Annotated in this window: 12 protein-coding genes and 3 pseudogenes; 2 read left to right on the forward strand and 13 right to left on the reverse strand. The window is 42.5% G+C overall.

Features of this window, described 5'->3' with window-relative positions; all coding sequences use genetic code 11:
• Nucleotides 1–72 precede the first annotated feature (72 nt).
• The 4 genes from WMO43_RS08155 to WMO43_RS08170 are packed head-to-tail and all read right to left on the reverse strand — an operon-like array spanning nucleotide 73 to nucleotide 4,611.
• A complete protein-coding gene (locus tag WMO43_RS08155) occupies nucleotides 73–1,233 on the reverse strand; it encodes an FprA family A-type flavoprotein (RefSeq protein ID WP_353530851.1) in 1,161 nt (386 codons plus the stop codon).
• A 40-nt stretch (nucleotides 1,234–1,273) separates the two neighbouring features.
• Entirely contained in the window at nucleotides 1,274–2,278 is a 1,005-nt protein-coding gene (gene trpS / locus WMO43_RS08160) for a tryptophan--tRNA ligase (RefSeq protein WP_177963336.1), read from the reverse strand.
• Nucleotides 2,279–2,291: 13 nt separating this feature from the next.
• On the reverse strand, nucleotides 2,292–2,828 hold the full coding sequence (locus tag WMO43_RS08165; protein ID WP_353530852.1) for a DUF5662 family protein: 537 nt from the start codon (nucleotides 2,826–2,828) through the stop codon (nucleotides 2,292–2,294).
• A gap of 10 nt (nucleotides 2,829–2,838) precedes the next feature.
• On the reverse strand, nucleotides 2,839–4,611 hold the full coding sequence (locus tag WMO43_RS08170) for an alpha-amylase family glycosyl hydrolase (protein ID WP_177963338.1): 1,773 nt from the start codon (nucleotides 4,609–4,611) through the stop codon (nucleotides 2,839–2,841).
• A 175-nt stretch (nucleotides 4,612–4,786) separates the two neighbouring features.
• Here WMO43_RS08170 and WMO43_RS08175 point away from each other — a divergent pair, with 175 nt between their 5' ends.
• Together WMO43_RS08175 and WMO43_RS08180 are read left to right on the forward strand one after the other, a co-directional pair.
• Nucleotides 4,787–5,878: an HD-GYP domain-containing protein gene (locus WMO43_RS08175; RefSeq protein WP_177963339.1), complete on the forward strand. Its 1,092-nt coding sequence runs from the start codon at nucleotides 4,787–4,789 to the stop codon at nucleotides 5,876–5,878.
• Nucleotides 5,879–5,914: 36 nt separating this feature from the next.
• Nucleotides 5,915–6,229 (forward strand): DUF1292 domain-containing protein, encoded by a 315-nt coding sequence (locus tag WMO43_RS08180; protein ID WP_353530853.1) that lies wholly within the window; start codon nucleotides 5,915–5,917, stop codon nucleotides 6,227–6,229.
• Between the two features lie 136 nt (nucleotides 6,230–6,365).
• Here the strand turns inward: WMO43_RS08180 and WMO43_RS08185 are convergent, their stop codons facing one another.
• The 9 genes and pseudogenes from WMO43_RS08185 to WMO43_RS08230 form a co-directional block, all read right to left on the reverse strand.
• Entirely contained in the window at nucleotides 6,366–8,237 is a 1,872-nt protein-coding gene (locus tag WMO43_RS08185) for an ATP-dependent helicase (protein WP_353530854.1), read from the reverse strand.
• A gap of 13 nt (nucleotides 8,238–8,250) precedes the next feature.
• Nucleotides 8,251–9,711 carry a glutamate--tRNA ligase gene (gene gltX / locus WMO43_RS08190; protein ID WP_353530855.1) on the reverse strand — a complete coding sequence of 487 codons (1,461 nt, stop codon included), beginning with the start codon at nucleotides 9,709–9,711 and terminating at the stop codon, nucleotides 8,251–8,253.
• A gap of 149 nt (nucleotides 9,712–9,860) precedes the next feature.
• Nucleotides 9,861–10,100 (reverse strand): hypothetical protein, encoded by a 240-nt coding sequence (locus WMO43_RS08195; protein WP_177963435.1) that lies wholly within the window; start codon nucleotides 10,098–10,100, stop codon nucleotides 9,861–9,863.
• 83 nt (nucleotides 10,101–10,183) lie between these two features.
• Complete coding sequence (locus WMO43_RS08200; RefSeq protein WP_353530856.1) at nucleotides 10,184–11,686, reverse strand: 4Fe-4S dicluster domain-containing protein; 1,503 nt, start codon at nucleotides 11,684–11,686, stop codon at nucleotides 10,184–10,186.
• Nucleotides 11,687–11,994: 308 nt separating this feature from the next.
• Nucleotides 11,995–14,225 (reverse strand): annotated as a pseudogene (feoB, locus tag WMO43_RS08205) (ferrous iron transport protein B).
• Between the two features lie 326 nt (nucleotides 14,226–14,551).
• Nucleotides 14,552–14,746: pseudogene (locus tag WMO43_RS08215) on the reverse strand (manganese catalase family protein); the annotation flags it as partial.
• A 20-nt stretch (nucleotides 14,747–14,766) separates the two neighbouring features.
• The gene (locus WMO43_RS08220; RefSeq protein ID WP_353530858.1) at nucleotides 14,767–16,320 is read right to left on the reverse strand and encodes a recombinase family protein; all 1,554 of its coding nucleotides are present in this window, start codon (nucleotides 16,318–16,320) and stop codon (nucleotides 14,767–14,769) included.
• Between the two features lie 441 nt (nucleotides 16,321–16,761).
• Nucleotides 16,762–17,100: pseudogene (locus WMO43_RS08225) on the reverse strand (hydrogenase maturation nickel metallochaperone HypA); the annotation flags it as partial.
• 29 nt (nucleotides 17,101–17,129) lie between these two features.
• Complete coding sequence (locus WMO43_RS08230) at nucleotides 17,130–20,003, reverse strand: FAD-dependent oxidoreductase (protein WP_353530909.1); 2,874 nt, start codon at nucleotides 20,001–20,003, stop codon at nucleotides 17,130–17,132.
• Nucleotides 20,004–20,061: the final 58 nt, after the last annotated feature.

The following is a 20,061-nucleotide window of genomic DNA, read 5'->3' on the forward strand; positions in this document are numbered from 1 at the left end:
ATATCAGGAAAAATGAATTGATACGGGCGGTGCATTTATTAAATCTTCATTTTATTTATTTCAAATCTTTTTCTATAACAATGCATCTGCAAGTTCTTCCATAACGCCAACGGTTTCCGGTTTCATTGTGGAACGGATCGTTACCACCGGTTCTACGATTGTCAGATCTTTTTGTTTTTCCAACATTCCCTTCATCAGCTTGGCTGCTGCCGGTGCCCAAGAACCATTTTCCATAAATGCCACGGTACGTTTCTGATAGTTCTTTGCCTTTAAATGATTTAAGAAATCTTCCATACATGGGAAAATTCCTCCATCGTAGGTTGCACATGCAAGTACCATTTTTGAATAACGGAATGCATTTTCTACGGCTCTTGCCATGTCATCTCTGGACAGATCCATAATGACGACATTTTTGGCACCTTTTTCGATCAGGATATCTCTCATTTTTTCAGCCGCCTGCTTAGTATTGCCATGAATTGACGCATAGGCAATGAGGATGCCTTCGTCTTCCGGCTCATAACTGCTCCAAATCTGATATTTTTCAATATAATAACCAAGGTTTTCTTTTAAGACAGGTCCATGCAGCGGGCAGATCATCTGAATGTCTAAACCGGATGCTTTTTTCAAAAGTGCCTGTACCGGGTTTCCATATTTTCCTACGATATTGATATAGTATTTTCTTGCCTCTGCGATCCACTCTTCATTTGCATCGAGACTTCCAAAAGTTCCAAATCCATCGGCACTGAACAGGATCTTTTCGGACTGCTCATAAGTTACCATAACCTCCGGCCAATGTACCATTGGTGCCATAAAGAACTGTAACGTGTGTTTACCAAGGTTTAAGGTATCGCCCTCTGCCACAACCACTTTTCTGTCAGAAACATCCAGGTTAAAGAACTGCTCCATCATCGGGAAGGTCTTAGCATTTGCCACAATCTGCATCTTTGGATATCTGCGGGCTAACATCTCAATATTTGCCGCATGATCCGGCTCCATATGGGACACGATCAGATAATCCGGCTCTTTTCCCTGAAGCTCTCTGTCCATATTTCGCAACCATTCACCGGTTGCACGCATATCTACCGTATCCATGACTGCTATTTTTTCATCTAAGATCAAATAGGAATTGTAGGATACTCCATTCGGTATCAGATACTGGCTCTCAAATAAATCTAAGGTTTTATCATCTGCTCCGATATACTTGATCTGTTCTGTGATTTCTACATGACTCATGTTATGTCCTCCTTATCTGCCTATGTTTTATATCATCATCTTAACGGATTCTTTCGGTTAATCCGACTTTTTTCTGCACTTTGCGCAGAGTCTTATTCGCATAATATGCTGCTTTTTCATCATTCTGCTTGATCATGCTCTCAATATATGCTTTATCTTTCATCAACTGCTCATAGCGTTCCTGTAACGGTTTTAAATGATCTGCTACCGTCTCGCCGACTGCTAATTTGAAATCCCCATAACCTTTTCCTGCAAACTCTTTTTCAATCTCCTCATAGGTCTTTCCGGTTACGGCACTGTAAATATCCATTAAATTGCTGATTCCCGGTTTTTCTTCCGCGTAACGCACTTCACTCTCGGAATCGGTAACTGCACGCTTGAACTTCCGGATGATCGTATCGGTATCATCTAAGAGCAGGATCGTTGCATTGGCATTTGTATCTGATTTTGACATCTTCTTGCCCGGCTCCTGAAGGCTCATGATCTTCGCGCCTTTTTTACCGATATATGCCTCCGGTATGGTAAATACATCTCCGTAGATGTTGTTAAAACGCTCTGCAATATCCCTTGTAATCTCTAAATGCTGCTTCTGGTCTACACCTACCGGAACCACATCTGCCTGATAGAGCAAAATATCCGCTGCCATTAATACCGGATATGTATACAGACCGGCGTTAATATTATCTGCATGTTTTGCCGCTTTATCCTTAAACTGTGTCATTCGGTTCAGCTCTCCCATATAGGTAAAGCAGTCTAAGATCCATCCTAACTCTGCATGGCCTGATACATGGGACTGATAATAGATACAGTTCTTTTCCGGGTCTAATCCCGCTGCAACATAGAGTGCATAGAGTGCTCTCGCATTTTTACGAAACTCTGCCGGAACCTGACGTACGGTCAGGGAATGGAGATCCATAACGCCGTAAATACATTCATATTCATCGGTCAGCTCCACCCAGTTTTTCAACGCTCCTAAATAATTGCCCAGTGTCAATGTGCCGGTTGCCTGCATTCCACTGTAAAGTACTTTTTTTCCATCTAACATGTCTTTTCTCTCCTTACTTTTTATTTTTTAAAACTTCTCTTCTGATATATTCATACGTCGCTTTCTCGCCTTCTTCTGCGAGCATCGTCAGCAGACGTTCTAAAAGCTCTCTCGTATTCGGATGCAGAATATGTATGCTTTTGCCATTCTCATAATATTCTAACGGACTTCTGTCTGTATAAGCACCCTTCTGATAGTTCTTCGCCGCGCTCACCCGGTCGATATACATCTCCACCACATATTTTACCGGTATCTCCATACCGCAGATCCCTTTTTCTTTGTCTACACTGTAGTCGATCCAGTACTCCATGTGATGCTTGTTTCTTCCCTTGTGATGCAGCCATGCAGAGGAATATCCCCTTGCGACCCTTTCTGCATTATTCGGACTCATATTGCCCTGATAATATTTGCATCCGACTAAAAATTCGGTCGGACTGTATTTACTCCAGTCGTGCATGATACCCTGCCGGTATAATCCCACTTTAAAGCAGCCTGCACGCACCAGTCTCTTATGATGTAAAATCGTCTTTAAATGCTGCCATGCTTTCATCTTATTTTCTTTACCTGCCCACTAAAATTGAAATTGTCTGCCCAAATGCCTCATAGGAATTATTTTTCAAAAGACGCGGTTCTTTAAAAAACGGACACATCTGTGCAGTATCCATGATCTGATACCAATGCTTTCCCTTTGGCAGCTTTGGAAGTGCAAATACCTGCAATCCCATATAAAAATTATATCCTATATAAAGAAATGTCTCCTCTGTATCCTCTTCTTTGGCATAACTCTCACTGTACATCACGCCCACAGCCCTTGCATTCCCTTTCACATCGCTGATCCAGGCTTCGGAACTGTGATAGGATAGATCCGGATACCCGGTTCTCTTATAATCACTCATCTGAAACGGTTTTTCCGAAAAAAGGATCGGATGCTCTTTTCGAAACTGCAACAGTTCACGGACAAATTCGGTATATTCCTCATACCGACCTTCATTTTTCCAGTTCACCCAGCCGATCCGGTTATCCTGACAATAGGCATTGTTATTGCCGTTTTGGGAATTTCCGATCTCATCCCCGCTCCAGATCAGCGGTATTCCCCGTGCCAAACACAGCATCGCCATTGCGTTGCGCATCTGCTTTTCCCTGATCTTTTTTACAAACTGCCTGCGGGTGGCTCCCTCAACGCCATAATTCGTACTGTAATTCCAGTTGTTTCCATCCAGATTTTCCTCGCCGTTATCACCATTATGCTTCTCGTTATAAGAAAATACATCCGCTAAGGTAAATGTATTACTGTTGGCAATATAGTTAACAGAATGTCCGCCGTCCTGCTGTCTTTTCATCACTTCCGTATATTCTACCATATCACCGCCTAAGTGATTCAGCATTTTTCTCGCCGGATATAAGAAATCATCATTATACACATAGATATTTCCATAATTTTCCTCTTTCAGATCATATGGAAATTTCTCATAAAATATTTTGGTTCCTGTCAGATACGGATCTTTTGCAATCTCTGCGATCGGAAGCCCTGCACCTAAAAGTTTAAATCCATCCACATGATATTCCATGACCCAGTAGCGTAAGATCTCTATGATGGCACCTGCTGTCTGTTCCGGCACAAAATGCATCTCCATGATCAGCTCCATCTGCTGTTTGTGTGTCTCTAAGATCAGACTCTTAAATTCCCAGTCTGCGTCTTTTTGGGATGCATAGGAAGATTTAACCGCAAAATAGTCACTCGGCGCATATCCCCAGTAATTCAGCCTGCCATTTTCCATTAATTCTTCAAATTCGTAGACCGGCATACATTCTAAGGTTGTGATCCCAAGTTCTTTCAGATAGGAGAGCCTGTCCATCACAGCCGCAAAGGTTCCCTTATTTCTGCCCCTGCCGTCCATGGAAAATCCACGCACATGGAGTTTGTACATGACCATCTCATTTGCCGGAATCTCTACACTGACATCTTCACTCCAGTCAAAACCTTCTTTTTTGAATCCGCTTAACAGTGCATCGTCTAAGGTTCTTTCGGTATCGCCCCACTTTTCCCTGCCGATCACACGCTCTCCGTAAGGATCACGCACTCTTTTTCCTTCAATCTCATAACAATAATAATATTTTTCTGCTTTTAAGGGATAAATGGTGACAGAACGCACCGAACCCACACGATACTGTGGTAGTACATCGATCTTTGCTGCCTGCTTTCCTGTCTTTTTTTCAAACAGCACTACTGCACAGGCAAGCTCTTTGGGACACTGAAAGGTAAATGTGACACCATCTGCACATTGCTCTGTTCCCATCTTTCTGTAATCTCCTGCCCGTGTCTGAAATATCATCTTTTTGTCCACCTTTGTTTTTTATCTGTATTATTATATCTTTTTTCGTGGAATTTGTACACACCCTTATCAAAAAGAAACAGGTATTTTTTCCTTGACTTTTCTACTTCTTGTTTTAAAATATCTCTATAGGAAAAATATGTATAAAATGAATGATATTTTGTAAAGGAGCCATATGCGTACCGTAAAAACACAAGATTTAACCCCAGGAATGATCACAGCCGAACCGGTCTTATCTAAACATGGACAGCTTATCGTAGCTGCTGACACGGAACTTACGAATCAGATGATCGCTCATCTGAGCTATTATAATATTCCATCTGCTTCCATTGTAGATGGTACGATCCCGTCTGCCGCTATCGCATCTATGCAAAAGACGGAACAGGTAACCCTGTCTTATTCACAAAAGATCCGCTCTTCCCGTTCTTTCCAGCGGTTTAAAAGCGATTATGTGAAGAAAATCCGTTTTCTTAAATCGTCCTTAAATGATTTGATCGACCGTACGGACCCAATCGACCAGGCCGAACTGCTTTCCGAATCCGTTGGCCTGTTTGGCAAACAGTCAACTACGATCTCTATTTTTGACAATTTACATAATATGCGTCAGATTGATGACTCTACCTATGCCCACTGTCTGAATGTCAGCATCATTTCGAGGATGTTCGGTATGTGGTTAAAGTATTCCGACGAGGACTTAGATGTTTTAACGCTTGCCGGACTGCTTCACGATATTGGCAAATGCAAGATTCCGAATGCCATTATCTTAAAAAAAGGCAAATTAACCGATGCAGAATACGAAGTGATCAAAGCGCATGCCCAGCTTGGCTATGACATCTTAAAGGATCAGCCATTGGATGAACGAATAAAAAATGCTGCTTTGATGCACCATGAACGATATGACGGCACCGGCTATCCAAATCATCTTGTCGGTAAGGAAATTGACGATATGGCAGCCATTGTTGCAATCGCAGATGTCTATGATGCCATGACCTCTGACAGATGTTACCGACGTGCGCTCTGTCCGTTTGAGGTAATTGCTTCCTTTGAATTAGAGGGATTAAACCGTTACAATCCACAGTTTATCCTCTGCTTCTTAGAGCATATTGCAAATACCTATGTCAATAACAACGTGCTTTTAAGCAATGGACAAACCGGTAAAATCATTCTGATCACGCAGAGACTGACACGACCGGTCATCCAGCTAGAAGACCAGACCTTTCTTGATTTAAATGACAGACCTGATCTCTATATTCAGGCTATCATATAAATACTAAATACATTTTTATTAAAAGGAGATTTAATTATGGGAAACAATGCACAGAATCCGGTGGATGATGAATCTGATATGCAGGTCACACTGTCTCTTGATGACGGCAGCGAAGTAGAATGTGCCATCCTTACCATCTTTGAATTAGAGGAACAGAACTATATTGCTCTGCTTCCGTTAGATGAGGACGGCAATGAAAATGAAGAAGGCGAAGTATTCATCTATCGCTATTTTGAAGACGAAGAGGGTAATCCTTCTTTAGAAAACATTGAGGACGATGAAGAATACGAAGCTGTTGCAGACCGCTTTGATGAGTTACTCGATGAAGCAGCATATGAGGATATGGATTAAATAAACTTTTGATTTAATTTTGATCAAGGAAACATTCATCAAAAACGGGATTCCGGATGATCCGGAATCCCGTTTATTTTATATTCTCTTTTATATTGCCCTATATATTCTTTCGTCTTTCTTTTTCTATTGTCTTTTATGTTGCTTTTTTATTTATCCTCTGTTCTCCTGTCTCTGCTCTCCCCGCTTCTGCGACAAAACGGGAAATCTCTGATTTTTTCCCATTATACTCCTGTACTGAACTGATCGACAGCCGGTGTCTTGCCCGCGTCATTCCCACATAAAACATTCTGCGCTCTTCTTCAATATCCTGCTCTAATACCGCTTTTTTATAAGGCATGATCCCTTCGTTGACATCGACAAGATAGACGATATCATATTCTAACCCCTTCGCGCTGTGTAAGGTTGCTAATGTAACTCCGTCCGGCTGCTGCTTCTGCTCTTTTGCCTGACGTTCTAACTCCTCTTTATATTCCTCCATATGTAAGAACCAGGCTTCATAGGACTGGTACTCTTTTGCACTTTCCTGCAGCTCATCTAACACTTCTAAGAGTTCTTCCTCTCGAATGTGGCGGTACTTTGCATATTCCCTGCAATAATCATCATATCCGATACCGCCCCGGATATAATTGACTGCCGCATAAGGCTTCATCATCGATAACATACGGATGTCATATTCTAACCGGTCGATCCGCTCTGCGATCCACGGCTGCTCTTTATAATACTCCATCCAGACATCAAAGGCAACACTCAGTTCCTCTAAGCTCTCTCTTCCGATATAACGTTTCGGACGATTGATGATCTTTAAAAAATCTTTTCTCTCCTGGCTGCCCTGTGCAATACGGATATAGGTAAAGATATCTCTTGCGATCCAGTGCTCATACAGATTCGGGATCTTATCTTTTGCGATAAACGGGATATTGTGGTTCATCAGCTGCCGCATCAGCATCCGCGGCTGGATATTCGTCCTGAATAGAATCGCAATCTCCTGATAGGGAACGCCCCTTTGTACCTGTCTTTTGATATCTGCAATGACGGCCTCATTTTCCGCCCACTGATTCTTGTAGATCGCAAATTCCACCTCGCCCGGCTGTGCACTCTGTGCCATGATCTTTTTTGAAAAACGTTCACCGTTGTGAGCGATCAGGTTTCCGGCTGCCTTTATGATCTCACGATCTGAGCGGTAATTGGTATCTAACAGAATCTTTTCTGCATCGGGATAGGATTTGGTAAATCCCAGCATCAGCTCCGGTTTCGAACCACGGAAACGGTAAATAGACTGGTCATCATCTCCCACCACAAAAAGATTATTATGCGGTAATGCCATCATTTTTACAATCTCAAACTGCAGTTTATTAATATCCTGAAACTCATCGATCAAAATATAGGGATACTGTTTCTGCCAAAGGGCTAAAATATCCTTTCTTTCACGGAACAGTTCATAAGTATAGACAAGCATATCATCGAAATCGATGAGTCCTGCTCTTTGTTTGCCTGCCTCATACTGCTGATAAATCTTTCGGAAAATATCTGCCGCACAGTTCTTTGCATAGTAATGTGCCAGATCGATCCTTTCATTTTTTACCAGACTGATCTCTGACAACACTCCGCTCATAAATTCCTGCTCATCCTCGTACTCTAACTCCATACGATGGATAATATCATACAAAATCTGATACTTTTTCTCTTCTCTGATGATATTCTGTGCCGTATAGTGATAGGCATTTTTGAGTACAGAAAAAAAGACGGCATGAAATGTTCCAAAAGTGACCGGATAGCGTCCCTCTCCCATCAGGATCGTAAACCTTTCCTTCATCTGTGTCGCTGCCGCTTTTGTAAACGTAATGACTAAGATATTCGATGGTCTGATATGTTGTTTCTCGATTAAATTTTTCACCCGTTGGGTAATTACAAGAGTCTTCCCACTTCCGGGACCGGCTAATATCAATGCCGGTCCTTTCCCATGGGTAATTGCCTCAGATTGAGGTTTGTTAAAAGATGATTTCATTTTTATGGTTCTTTTATAATTCTTTTTCTAATTTTTCAATGGCTGCTTTGATCCTGGAGATGGATTCTTCTTTTCCTAAGACTTCCATTAACTCTGTTGCGCCACCCGGTGTCATCTGTTTTCCTGACACTGCGGTACGGATCGGCCACATCACATAACCATTCTTGTATTCTTTTTCTTTTACATACTCACAAAGCATTGCATAGAGTGCATCGTTGGAATAATCTTCCTGCGCCTCTAAGCGTGGCAGGATGTCCTTTAAGACTTCTAAGGAAGATTCCGGTGAAGTCTTCATTTTTTTATGCGCATACATGCTGATATCATATTCCGGTACTTCTTCAAAGAAATCCACATGCTCTGCAATATCCGGGAAGATCTCGATTCTGGTCTTGACCATCTCTGCAATCCGGCGAAGATCTAAATCTTTGGTAATAGCCTTCTTTAAATATGGCTCTGCTGCCTCATAAAATGCATCAAAGTCCATTGCTTTTAAGTATTCCCCATTCATCCATTTCAGTTTGACAATATCGAATACTGCCGGGGATTTGCTGATCCTGTGATAATCAAAGTCACGGATCAGTTCGTCTAAGGTAAAGATTTCCCTGTTATCTTCCGGGCTCCATCCTAATAATGCGATGTAGTTTACGATCGCCTCCGGTAAAAATCCCTGCTCTAATAAATCCTCAAAGGATGCATGACCGCTTCGCTTGGATAATTTCTTATGGTTTTCATCGGTAATTAACGGCAAATGGATATAAACCGGTGATTCCCAACCAAACGCATCATACAGACGCTGGTATTTTGGTGCGGAAGACAGATATTCATTACCACGGACAACATGTGTGATATTCATGGTATGGTCATCTACCACGTTTGCAAAATTGTAGGTCGGATATCCGTCGGATTTGATCAGGATCATATCGTCTAACTCTGCATTTTCCACGGTAATATCTCCGTATAATTCGTCATGAAAGGTCGTTGTACCTTCATTTGGGATATTCTGGCGGATGACATATGGTTTTCCTGCAGACAGATTTGCCTCTATCTCCTCTTTTGATAGAGAAAGACAGTGTTTGTCATACATCGTGATCTCTTTTCCTTCTACGACCTCTGTCTTGATGGACTCTAAGCGCTCTTTATCACAAAAACAATAATATGCCTCGCCTTTTTCAATTAACTCTTTTGCATATTTCAGATAAATGCCGGTCTTCATACGCTCACTCTGTACATAAGGGCCATAACCGCCATCTTTGTCCGGTCCCTCGTCATGTTTTAACCCTGCGGTCTCTAAGGTACGGTAGATGATCTCCGTTGCTCCCTCTACATAACGTTCCTGGTCTGTATCTTCAATGCGGAGCATAAATTCTCCTCCGGCATGCTTTGCTATTAAAAATTCATACAATGCGGAACGCAAATTTCCCACATGCATTTTTCCGGTCGGACTTGGTGCGTATCTTGTCCTTACTTTTGTCATGGTGTTTCCCTCCTGTTTACGGTTGTGATATGGTATTCTCATCTGTCTATTCTGTATTGTAAAACAGCTATTTTCTATAAAACGATAAAAACGCCATGAAATATTATATAACATTCATGGCGTTTCATCAACTGTCGGAACGGATTTTCCTAGACTGTCAGTCCGTTCATATTTGTAATGGAAAATTTGATGTCATCACGGTCTGATATCCCGTTGAGATTTGTGATATCAAACCGTAAATGATCCTGATCAGTAATTCCATTCATATTTGTGATGTCAAACTGCAAGTCATCACGATACGTCATTCCGTTCATATCTGTGATATTGAATTTCCACCCTTTGTTGGAAATTTCATTTTCCCTGTTCGGATAATAAAACCACTTGACCATTCCAACACCTCCTCGGGGATTTTATTTTTCAATCCCTGTTCGGTATTTTCTACAGTTTTTGTGACTTTATACGAATAAAATGCTTAGTCTAATTCAATCTCACTTAATTCTTTCGGTGGAAGCTGACGGGAAGATGCTTTCTTCATTTTTTCAACTTCAACTTTTGCTTTTGCAATTGGAAGAATTGTTCCGGCTCCTGCTACACAGCCTCCCGGACAGCCCATTCCTTCGATCATGCAGCCGTTTTTCTTTCCTGCTTTTGCAAGCATTAATACTTTCTTACACTCTGCTAAACCTTCTGCATGTTCAATCTTAACATCAATATCCGGATAGAATTCATGGATACAGTTTGTAACTGCCTCTGCAACACCTCCGGCAACGGCATATCCACGTCCTGCTGCTGTCGCATTGTGCATAGAACCTTCTCCTTTTTCATCATTCGGATTGATTCCTTTTGCTTCAAACATTCCGCTCAATTCTTCAAAGGTGATAACAAAGTCTACATCGCTTCGTACCTCGCGGCGGCTTGCCTCTAATTTCTTTGCGGCACAAGGTCCGATAAAGACGACTTTTGCATCCGGATGTTCTTTTTTGATACTTCTTGCTGTTGCTACCATCGGTGTCAACTCTGAAGATACACTCTCGATCAGATCCGGGAACTGTGTCTTCGCAAGCATTGCCCAGGAAGGACAACAGGATGTCAATAAGAATGGAAGTTCTCCGGTTGCTACATGGTTTGCATAGTGATGTGCTTCTGCAACGGCTCCGATGTCTGCACCTAATGCAGTCTCTACAACATCACTGAATCCAAGCTCTAACAATGCAGCTTTTACTCTGCTTGGTGTTGCGTCCGGTCCGAACTGACCTACAAATGCCGGTGCAACCTCTGCAATTACGTTTCCCCCCTGCTTCATACAACGAATCAACTGGAAAATCTGTGACTTATCTGCAATCGCTCCAAACGGACAGCTTACCATACACTGACCGCAGGAAACACATTTCTCTGCATCAATCTTTGCACGACCATACTGGTCTGTACCAATGGCTCCTACACCACATGCCATAGAACACGGTCTTTCTTTTTTTGCAATGGCATCATATGGACAGACGGATTTACACTTACCACATTTGATACATTTTTCCTGATCAATCACGGCTTTTCCCTTTACACGGGAAATCGCATCCTTTGGACAGACCTCCATACATGGATGTGCGATACAGCCCTGACACATATTAGAAACTTCATATTTTTTGTCCTCGCAGAAATTGCAGGCAGATGGAATGACCTGCATAAGAGGCGGCTCATAATATTTTTCCGCAATATTACTCTCTTCTAATCCGCTTGTTACATGCACTACATGATCTGCCGGTCTGAGTGACATACCCATGGCAAGACGAACCCGCTCAGATGCAATGGCTCTCTCATGAAAAATGCTCTCACGGTAGCTTGCAATATCTCCCGGACAAACTTTAAATGGAATTGCCTCAATAGAATCATTGATATTCTCTGATTCATATGCTACCCTTGCAATTTCCGTAAAAATTTTGTGTCTGATTTCCGACACCGGTGTCTGAATTCCTCTCATACTTTCCTCCTATTTCGCTACATATGGTTTTCTATGTAAAATATTGTTAATTATTTAACACTTTCATCTTAATACTAATCTAACATAGGATTTCTCTTATGACAAGGGAATTTGTGCATGTACTAAATTTAATACTATTTTTTCGTATTTTTTTGTCGCATGCAGGAGGCACAACTGCCGCTGCAACCGATACAATCCCCGTTTTTACGCTTCTTACAAATGCATCGGACAGCCACAAATACTGCCACTCCGATGCCTCCTAATAAAATCCAGTCCAAAATATTCATGTTATCTCTTTTTCCTGCCTCCTATAGCAGACTTCCGATCCGGTATACGCCAAATGCAACCAGCCATGCGATGACGCATTGCATGATTACAATTCCGACTGCCTGTAACGCAGAATCCATCTCCCGTCTAATTGCTGCAATTGCTGCTACACATGGAGTATAAAGCAGTGTAAATACTAAAAAGCTGACTGCGGAAAGCGGTGTGAAAAAGCTTCCCAACGTCTGCGGCAGATTGGACATACTTGTGCCACACAACACGCTCATCGTACTTACAACGGCTTCCTTTGCCGTAAATCCTGTGATCAGCGAAGTAGAAATCCTCCAATCTCCAAAACCGAGCGGAGTAAAAATCGGGGCTACCCATCTTCCAAGCACTGCTAACAGACTGTTTGCACTGTCCGTTACCACATTGATTCGTGTATCAAAGGTCTGTAAAAACCATATGATGATCGTTGCCACAAATATGATCGTAAATGCTCTCTGTAAAAAATCTTTTGCCTTATCCCACATCAGTTGCAATACACTCTTTACCGATGGCAGACGATAGTTTGGAAGTTCCATGACAAAAGGCACCGGCTTTCCGCTAAAAACAGTTCCCTTTAGGATCAGTGCCACCAAAATAGAGACTACGATCCCGGTTACATAAAGTGCCATCATCACCAGTGCCGCATGGTCTTTAAAAAATGCCATGGCAAACACAGAATATACCGGTATCTTTGCCGAACAACTGATAAACGGGGTCAACATGATCGTCATTTTCCGGTCGCGGTCAGAAGAAAGTGTCCTCGTTGCCATAACTGCCGGCACGGTACATCCGAATCCGATCAGCATCGGCACAAAACTCCTCCCGGAAAGTCCGATCTTTCGTAACAGCTTGTCCATTACAAATGCAATCCTTGCCATATAACCGGAATCTTCTAAAATGGATAAAAAGAAAAATAACACCACAATAACCGGCAAAAAGCTCAATACACTTCCGACTCCTGCAAATACGCCATCTATGATCAGGCTATGTACCACCGGATTGATCCCATAAGCAGTCAGTCCCTTATCACAGATATCCGTGATCTGCTCAATCCCAAGGCTCAACAGATCACTCAGCCATGCTCCTATCAGTCCAAAAGTTAAATGAAAAATTAACATCATAATTGCTAAAAACATTGGAATTGCAAGATATTTATTCGTTAAAATTCTGTCAATCTTTTCACTTCTTTTATGCTCTTTGCTTTCTTTCGGATGCTTGACCGTATCTTTACATACTTTTTCAATAAAGGTATATCGCATATCCGCTAACGCTGCATTGCGATCCATCTTATGGTCTGTTTCCATTTCTTCTATGGAATGCTGCATCATTTCAAACTCATTTTGGCTGAAATTCAGCTTTTTGATAATTTCCACATCATTTTCGACCACTTTGGTTGCTGCAAACCTCGGAGAAATTCCAAGATTCTGCGCATGGTCTTCCACCTGATGCGAAAGAGCATGGATACAGCGGTGTACCGGTCCTTTTTCACAAAAATCCGTGATCTTCGGATATTTTTTTTTCTCGGCAGTCCGTATCACCTTTTCCACCAGTTCTGAAATTCCTTCTGCCTTTACTGCAGAAATCGGCACAACCGGAATGCCTAATTTTTCTGACATTCCCATAACATCTATGGAACCGCCGTTATTTCGCACCTCATCCATCATATTCAAGGCTAATACCATTGGGATCTGCATCTCTAAGAGCTGCAGAGTCAGATACAGATTTCGCTCTATATTGGTTGCATCTACAATATTGATAATGGCATCCGGCTTTTCATTGATCAAAAAGTCTCTCGTTACGATCTCCTCGCTCGTATAAGGACGCAGCGAATAGATTCCCGGCAGATCGACCACGGAACAATTCTTATGCTCTTTGATCTCTCCTACTTTCTGATCCACCGTAACTCCCGGAAAATTTCCCACATGTTGATTTGCGCCCGTAAGCTGGTTAAACAGAGTGGTCTTTCCACAATTCTGGTTCCCTATTAATGCAAAAATCATGGCATGTCCTCCGTTACCTCAATTTTTGCTGCATCCTCTTTCCGGATCGTCAGGGTATAACCTCTGATTTCTAATTCTATCGGATCTCCCATGGGAGCAACTTTTCTGATTTCTACTACAGTCTTGGGAATCAGTCCCATATCTAAAAGACGACAGCGCAGTTCTCCCTCGCCGCCTACTTTCGTAATGACTGCTTTTGTTTTGATTGGTAATAAATCCAGTGTCACTTCTTGCGTTCCTCTTTTCTAAATTTCTTTTGTTCGGCTTCATTATATTTTATTGAGAAAATGTTGTCAATATTGTTGATATTGAGTCTCATTTTTGAACAAAAGTGTGCTTCGCACACTTCGCGATTTTCAGATACTTCAATAGCACAGCTTTTGTTCCGCGCGCTCGCGGTTCGCAAAGCGATATTTTCCTTACCGCGAGCTGTGCATCCTCGCGGAGCGTTTTTATTTCATAGGAAAGCGTCTGCTTTTGCACGTTAATGTAACACGGTCTTTCCTATGAAATAATAAAACAGGATAGTGGATTTCCACTACCCTGCTGTGTTTTAATCAAATGCCGGATTGAATGCATAGAAATTCTTTGAATCCAGTTCATCCTGTACTTTTCTAAGTCCTTCACCAAATCTCTGGAAGTGAACGATCTCACGCTCTCTTAAGAAACGGATCGGATCTGCGACATCCGGGTCTTTGACCAGGCGAAGAATGTTGTCATAGGTGGTGCGGGCTTTCTGCTCTGCTGCGGATTTGCAGGAACAACCTTTCAAAAATTCCAATGTATCTCCACTGGTATTTCTCCCGTCTCTTTCGATTTTTTTCCAACGACAATATGATCGATCAGTTCCTCAACAATTTCTTTTGTTAAAAATTCCGGATTTATGTATTTTAAAATACGCTTGCCGCGTTCATCCCCTTTTTCTAATCGTTCCGTAAGTTCCGTTAACCTCTTTTTTTCAGATTCCATCAGCTTTTCTGACTGTTGTTTTCCCTGTCGGAATTCTTCTGTCAATTCTAGATACTCTTTTTCTGTTAAGATCCCGCTGACTCTATCCAGATAAGCCTGACTGATCCCTTTTTGATAGGTCTGTTGCTTCTTTTGATAGGTCTCTATCTTTTTTTCACACTGCTCCTGCTGCCTTCTGATATCTGTATCCAGCTTCAGATTTTTCTCTAATGTTTCTATATCCAGATATTCCTTAGACATCCGGTGAATCTCCGATAAGACGGCATCCTCTAATGCTTTTACAGAAATAAACGCTCCCTCACAGGCATCTTTTGCAATATGATGTGTAGCACACTTTAGATAATAGCGGTCTTTTGTCTTTGTGGAACGCATGTGATAACCACATCCGGCACACTTTACTTTTTCTGCAAAAATCCCTGTTTTTCCTGTAGCAAACGGCTTTGCTTTCTCCTCTAACATCCTCTGGACCGTGTTCCATAGTTCCTGATCTATAATTGCCTCATGGGTATTCTCTTTCCGATACCACGTTTCTTTCGGACGTGGGCGGTTCTGCTTCGTCTTATAGGAAACACTTCCATATTTGCCCTGCACCATCGTTCCGATATACATTTCATTGCGGAGCATGGCACTGATCGTATAATATCGCCAGAGTGTACTGTTTTGGCTTTCCGGCTGTTGATAACGAAGTCCTTTTTGTCTTTTGTATTCGGTTGGGTTTGGCACCCCCTGCTCATTTAAGATTTTTGCAATCGCAGTCTTACCATACCCCTGTGAAAACAGGGTAAACACTTCTCTCACAACCTCAGCCGCTTCCTCGTCTATGAGCAGATGTCCTTTTTGCTGTGGGTCTTTCTGATAGCCATAGAGTGCAAATGCCCCGATGTGATAACCGTTTTTCCGCTTATCGGTTAATACGCTTTTGATATTCTCTGACATATCTTCTAAATACCACTCATTGACCAGTCCGTTGATCTGTCTTGACTTTTTATTTCCTTTATTTTCCGTATCCGCGTTGTCTACGATGCTGACAAAACGGATGCCCCAGATTGGAAAATATCCGTGGATATATTTTTCTACCAATTCTAACTCCCTTGTAAAACGCGATTGTGTTTTACAGAGCACAATGTCAAATTTTTTATGTTTGGCGTCTTCTAACAGACGGTTAAACTCCGGTCTGCTCCGATCTGCTCCGGTATAATCATCGTCACTGTATATCCCATAGATTTCCCATCCCTGTTCTGTGGCATACTGGATCAGCATGGATTTCTGGTTCTGAATGCTTTCGCTGTCATCGGTGACATGGCGCTTGTCTTTGTCCTCTTCGGAAAGACGGCAGTAGATTGCTACTTTCATCTTTGCACCCTACTGCCGTTTTGTTCTGATCTTTGAATGAGTGTTACCCATTTTTTTGTATACTGTTCTTTTTCCGGTACTTTCGCTCCATTTTTAAAAACATGTTTGCATTTGATCGGTACTTTGTTCCGTCCCATTCTATCACCTGATTACATACCTGTTCTTATATCTTTTATGCAAAAAGTCTTGTACTTTATGACGGTGATTACGTTAGATACAAAAGGACTGTTAAACCAAAAGCCACATAACCTGTTAATCTCTAACAAGTCATGTGGCTTTCTTTTCTGATTTTAATTGTGCTTATGTCTATTCTTCGAAAGACTCTGCTTTCTTTGAAGTTTCCTCTGCAATCGGCATAGCACCATTATCCTCATGTTCGATTTCTTCTAAGGCATGGTTTTCTGCCTTTTCGTCGACATTGTCATCACGGTCCTCTTCATAAACAACGATCTCCTTGATCGTATGTTCATTTCCCTGCACCAGATAGGTGTGCTCGCTTCCGCAGTATGGGCAGGTCTTTCCATGTTCTACCGTACCATAGGTCTTTTCACAGTCTTCGCAGAATGTAACTGCCGGGATCATCTCTATTTCCAATGCACAATCTTTTAAGATCCCGCTCTTGGTACACTTCCATTTCCAACAGTCCTCTAAGTATGATGGAACTACCGTAGAAACTTCGCCAATCTCTAAGACCACCTTGGCAACATGATTGACATGGTTTTCAACCGCAATGGATTCCACTTTTTTTGCAATATGAAACACAATTCCTAATTCATGCATTTTTTTAACCTCTTTAAAACGGATAAGGATTATTTATCCTGCATTGCTTCTTTGTGTGCTTTGATCGCAGCCTTTTCCTCTGCTGTCTTTGGTGCAAATACGATCTTGACTGCACGCTTCAACTCATAAGGAACGATTGCCTTGAACTTATCTTCTGCAGGTATCATCGTGGAGCACTCCGGATGATCTCTGTGGAGTGTGATCGCATCAAATGCACACTTGGTTGTACAAACACCACAACCGATACACTTGTTAGCATCGACAATTGTAGCACCACAGCCTAAGCAGCGGGAGGTCTCGATCTTAACCTGTTCCTCTGTAAGTGCAATATGTGCATCCTTAAAGGACTTGTTGCCTAATGTCTCGTTAAATCCTTCGGACTGACGGGAAGAATTGTCATAACTCTCTACTAAGATATCATCCTTGTTGAGTTCGATGAATTCCCATTTATTACGTCCGATCGTCATATGACCGTTCTGTACATATCTATGTAAGGATTCAGATGCCCAGTGTCCTGCAGCGATCGCATCAATGGCGAACTTCGGTCCTGTCATGACATCACCACCGATAAAGAGATCCGGTGCACCCTGTACCTGATAGGTCAGTCCGTCTGCCACGAGTGCCGGTCCACGGAACTCTACTTCTTCGCTCTTTAACAGATCACCCCATACAGACTGCTGTCCTACGGCGAAGATCACACGGTCACATTCAATTGTGATCGTTTCATTTTCATCATATTTTGGAGCAAATTTCTTGCGTCCGTCTACTTCTTCAAATACAGATAAGCACTTCTTAAATACGATACCTGTTACCTTACCATCGCTGACAAGGACTTCCTTTGGTCCCCATCCGCATTTAATGGTAACACCATCTTCTCCTGCTTCTCTTACTTCTTCATCCGATGCCGGCATTTCTTTCTCTGACTCTAAACAAAGCTGTGTCACTTCAGAAGCACCGTTTCTTGCGCTGACACGGGAAGCATCGATAGCAACATTACCGCCACCGACAACAACCACTCTGCCGGTATATTCAGCACCGCCGCAGTTTGCATCCTTTAAGTAATCGATTGCTGTAAAGGTTCCTTCTGCATCATCTCCCGGAACACCCGGACGACGGCCTGCAGAGCATCCGATCGCAAGATAGAATGCTTTGTAGCCCTGTGCACGAAGTTCGTCTAAGGAAATATCCTTTCCGACTTCTACACCGGTCTTGATCTCAACGCCCATCTCGCGCATCACATCGATTTCAGCCTCGATCACATCTTTTTCTAACTTGTAAGATGGAATACCATAGCGGAGCATACCACCGGCATTCTCATTCTTTTCAAATACGGTTGGCTTGTAGCCTCTCTCTGCTAAATAGAACGCACAGGAAAGTCCTGCCGGACCACCACCGATAATTGCGATCTTTTCTTCCCATCCGTTTTTGTGGATGCTGGCAGGAACAACGATCGGCGGAACATATCTGGTATCTGCATGCAGATCACGCTCTGCAATAAAACGTTTTACTGCATCGATAGCGATCGGTTCGTCAATGGTTCCTCTGGTACATGCATCCTCACAGCGTCTGTTACAGATACGTCCACAGACAGCCGGGAACGGGTTCTGTTTCTTGATCAATGCTAATGCTTCTGTATACTCGCCCTGTGCTGCTTTTTTCAGATATCCCTGTACTGCGATATGTGCAGGACAGGCAGTCTTACATGGAGCGGTACCGGTCTTATGAGAATTGATACGGTTATTATCTCTATAATCCGGATCATAGTATTCCTTGCCCCATTTTACCTTATCCGGAAGCAGCTGTTTTGGATAGGTCACTTCTGTGCCATCTGCTTTACAGAGTTTCTGTCCTAATCTGGTTGCACCTGCCGGACAGTACTCTACGCAGCGTCCGCAAGCCACACATTTTTCCTTATCTACATGTGCAACATAAGCAGAACGTGACATATTCGGTGTATTGAATAACTGTGATGTACGAAGCGCATTACAGATATTTACGTTACAGTTACAGATACCAAAGATCTTGTTCTCTCCATCGATATTTGTGATCTGATGTACGAAACCGTTGTCCTCAGCACGCTGTAAGATTTCAAGAGCCTCTTCTTTTGTAATGTCATGACCTTTTCCTGTCTCACGGCAATAGTCTGCAAAATCGCCGACACCGATACACCAGCCATAATCATCATCTGCAACACCTTCGCTGATCGCCTTACGGGAAGCACGGCAGGAACAACGTCCTACACCGATCTTTCCTTCATACTTTGACAGCCAGTAAGATAATTTTTCAATGTCGATGGCTTCGTTTTCCATAGAGATTGCTTTTTCTACCGGAATAACATGCATGCCGACACCGGCACCACCCGGAGGTACCATCTGTGTAATACCCTCCAATGGGATATAGGTCATACGCTCAAAGAAAGAAGCAACATCCGGATGCTGTTCTAATCTTGGATTTCCCTTGACATCCCCAGGGATCTCTTCCATGTTGAAAAGTTCGGCAGATCCCGGTACGAACATCGGAAGTGTATAGCGTCTTTCTGACTGTGGTGCGGTACGGCCATTGTGGTCATAATGATAACCATAATCGTACTCTAACAGTCCGATGTAACTCATTTCGTCGAGTAACTTCTGGAAACCTTCTTTTCCTTTTTCTGCTACCTTGTCTTTGTTCATTTCACAGAGCTGGTCAAATGTGTAATGCGCACGTCTTTTCATGGTAAGACCCACCTCTGCCATTTCCTCTGTAATGATCTCTGCAAGTCCCCAGTATTCCGGATCCTCTGCGGTAACGCCACCGATCATATGACCGGCTACGTCTGTGATCCGCTTTCCTAAAGCGATGATCTTTGGACTTGGATTTTTGTCGCCTTTGTGATTCGCAGGCCACTCGTTGTACTTATTCATGTCCATGTCTATGCTCTCCTTTTCTCATTTCTTATTGTTTGTTTCTATTGTCTGCACC

The organism is Maccoyibacter intestinihominis (genome assembly GCF_040096355.1).
Classification (GTDB): domain Bacteria; phylum Bacillota; class Clostridia; order Lachnospirales; family Lachnospiraceae; genus Maccoyibacter; species Maccoyibacter intestinihominis.

Bases quoted from the DNA above. Each gene is read 5' to 3' on its own strand.
- WMO43_RS08155 (WP_353530851.1), bottom strand. From the start codon at position 1,233: ATGAGTCATGTAGAAATCACAGAACAGATCAAGTATATCGGAGCAGAT.
- WMO43_RS08230 (WP_353530909.1), bottom strand. From the start codon at position 20,003: ATGAATAAGTACAACGAGTGGCCTGCGAATCACAAAGGCGACAAAAAT.
- WMO43_RS08195 (WP_177963435.1), bottom strand. From the start codon at position 10,100: ATGGTCAAGTGGTTTTATTATCCGAACAGGGAAAATGAAATTTCCAAC.
- trpS (WP_177963336.1), bottom strand. From the start codon at position 2,278: ATGTTAGATGGAAAAAAAGTACTTTACAGTGGAATGCAGGCAACCGGC.
- gltX (WP_353530855.1), bottom strand. From the start codon at position 9,711: ATGACAAAAGTAAGGACAAGATACGCACCAAGTCCGACCGGAAAAATG.
- WMO43_RS08165 (WP_353530852.1), bottom strand. From the start codon at position 2,828: ATGAAAGCATGGCAGCATTTAAAGACGATTTTACATCATAAGAGACTG.
- WMO43_RS08185 (WP_353530854.1), bottom strand. From the start codon at position 8,237: ATGAAATCATCTTTTAACAAACCTCAATCTGAGGCAATTACCCATGGG.
- WMO43_RS08200 (WP_353530856.1), bottom strand. From the start codon at position 11,686: ATGAGAGGAATTCAGACACCGGTGTCGGAAATCAGACACAAAATTTTT.
- WMO43_RS08220 (WP_353530858.1), bottom strand. From the start codon at position 16,320: ATGAAAGTAGCAATCTACTGCCGTCTTTCCGAAGAGGACAAAGACAAG.
- WMO43_RS08175 (WP_177963339.1), top strand. From the start codon at position 4,787: ATGCGTACCGTAAAAACACAAGATTTAACCCCAGGAATGATCACAGCC.
- WMO43_RS08180 (WP_353530853.1), top strand. From the start codon at position 5,915: ATGGGAAACAATGCACAGAATCCGGTGGATGATGAATCTGATATGCAG.
- WMO43_RS08170 (WP_177963338.1), bottom strand. From the start codon at position 4,611: ATGATATTTCAGACACGGGCAGGAGATTACAGAAAGATGGGAACAGAG.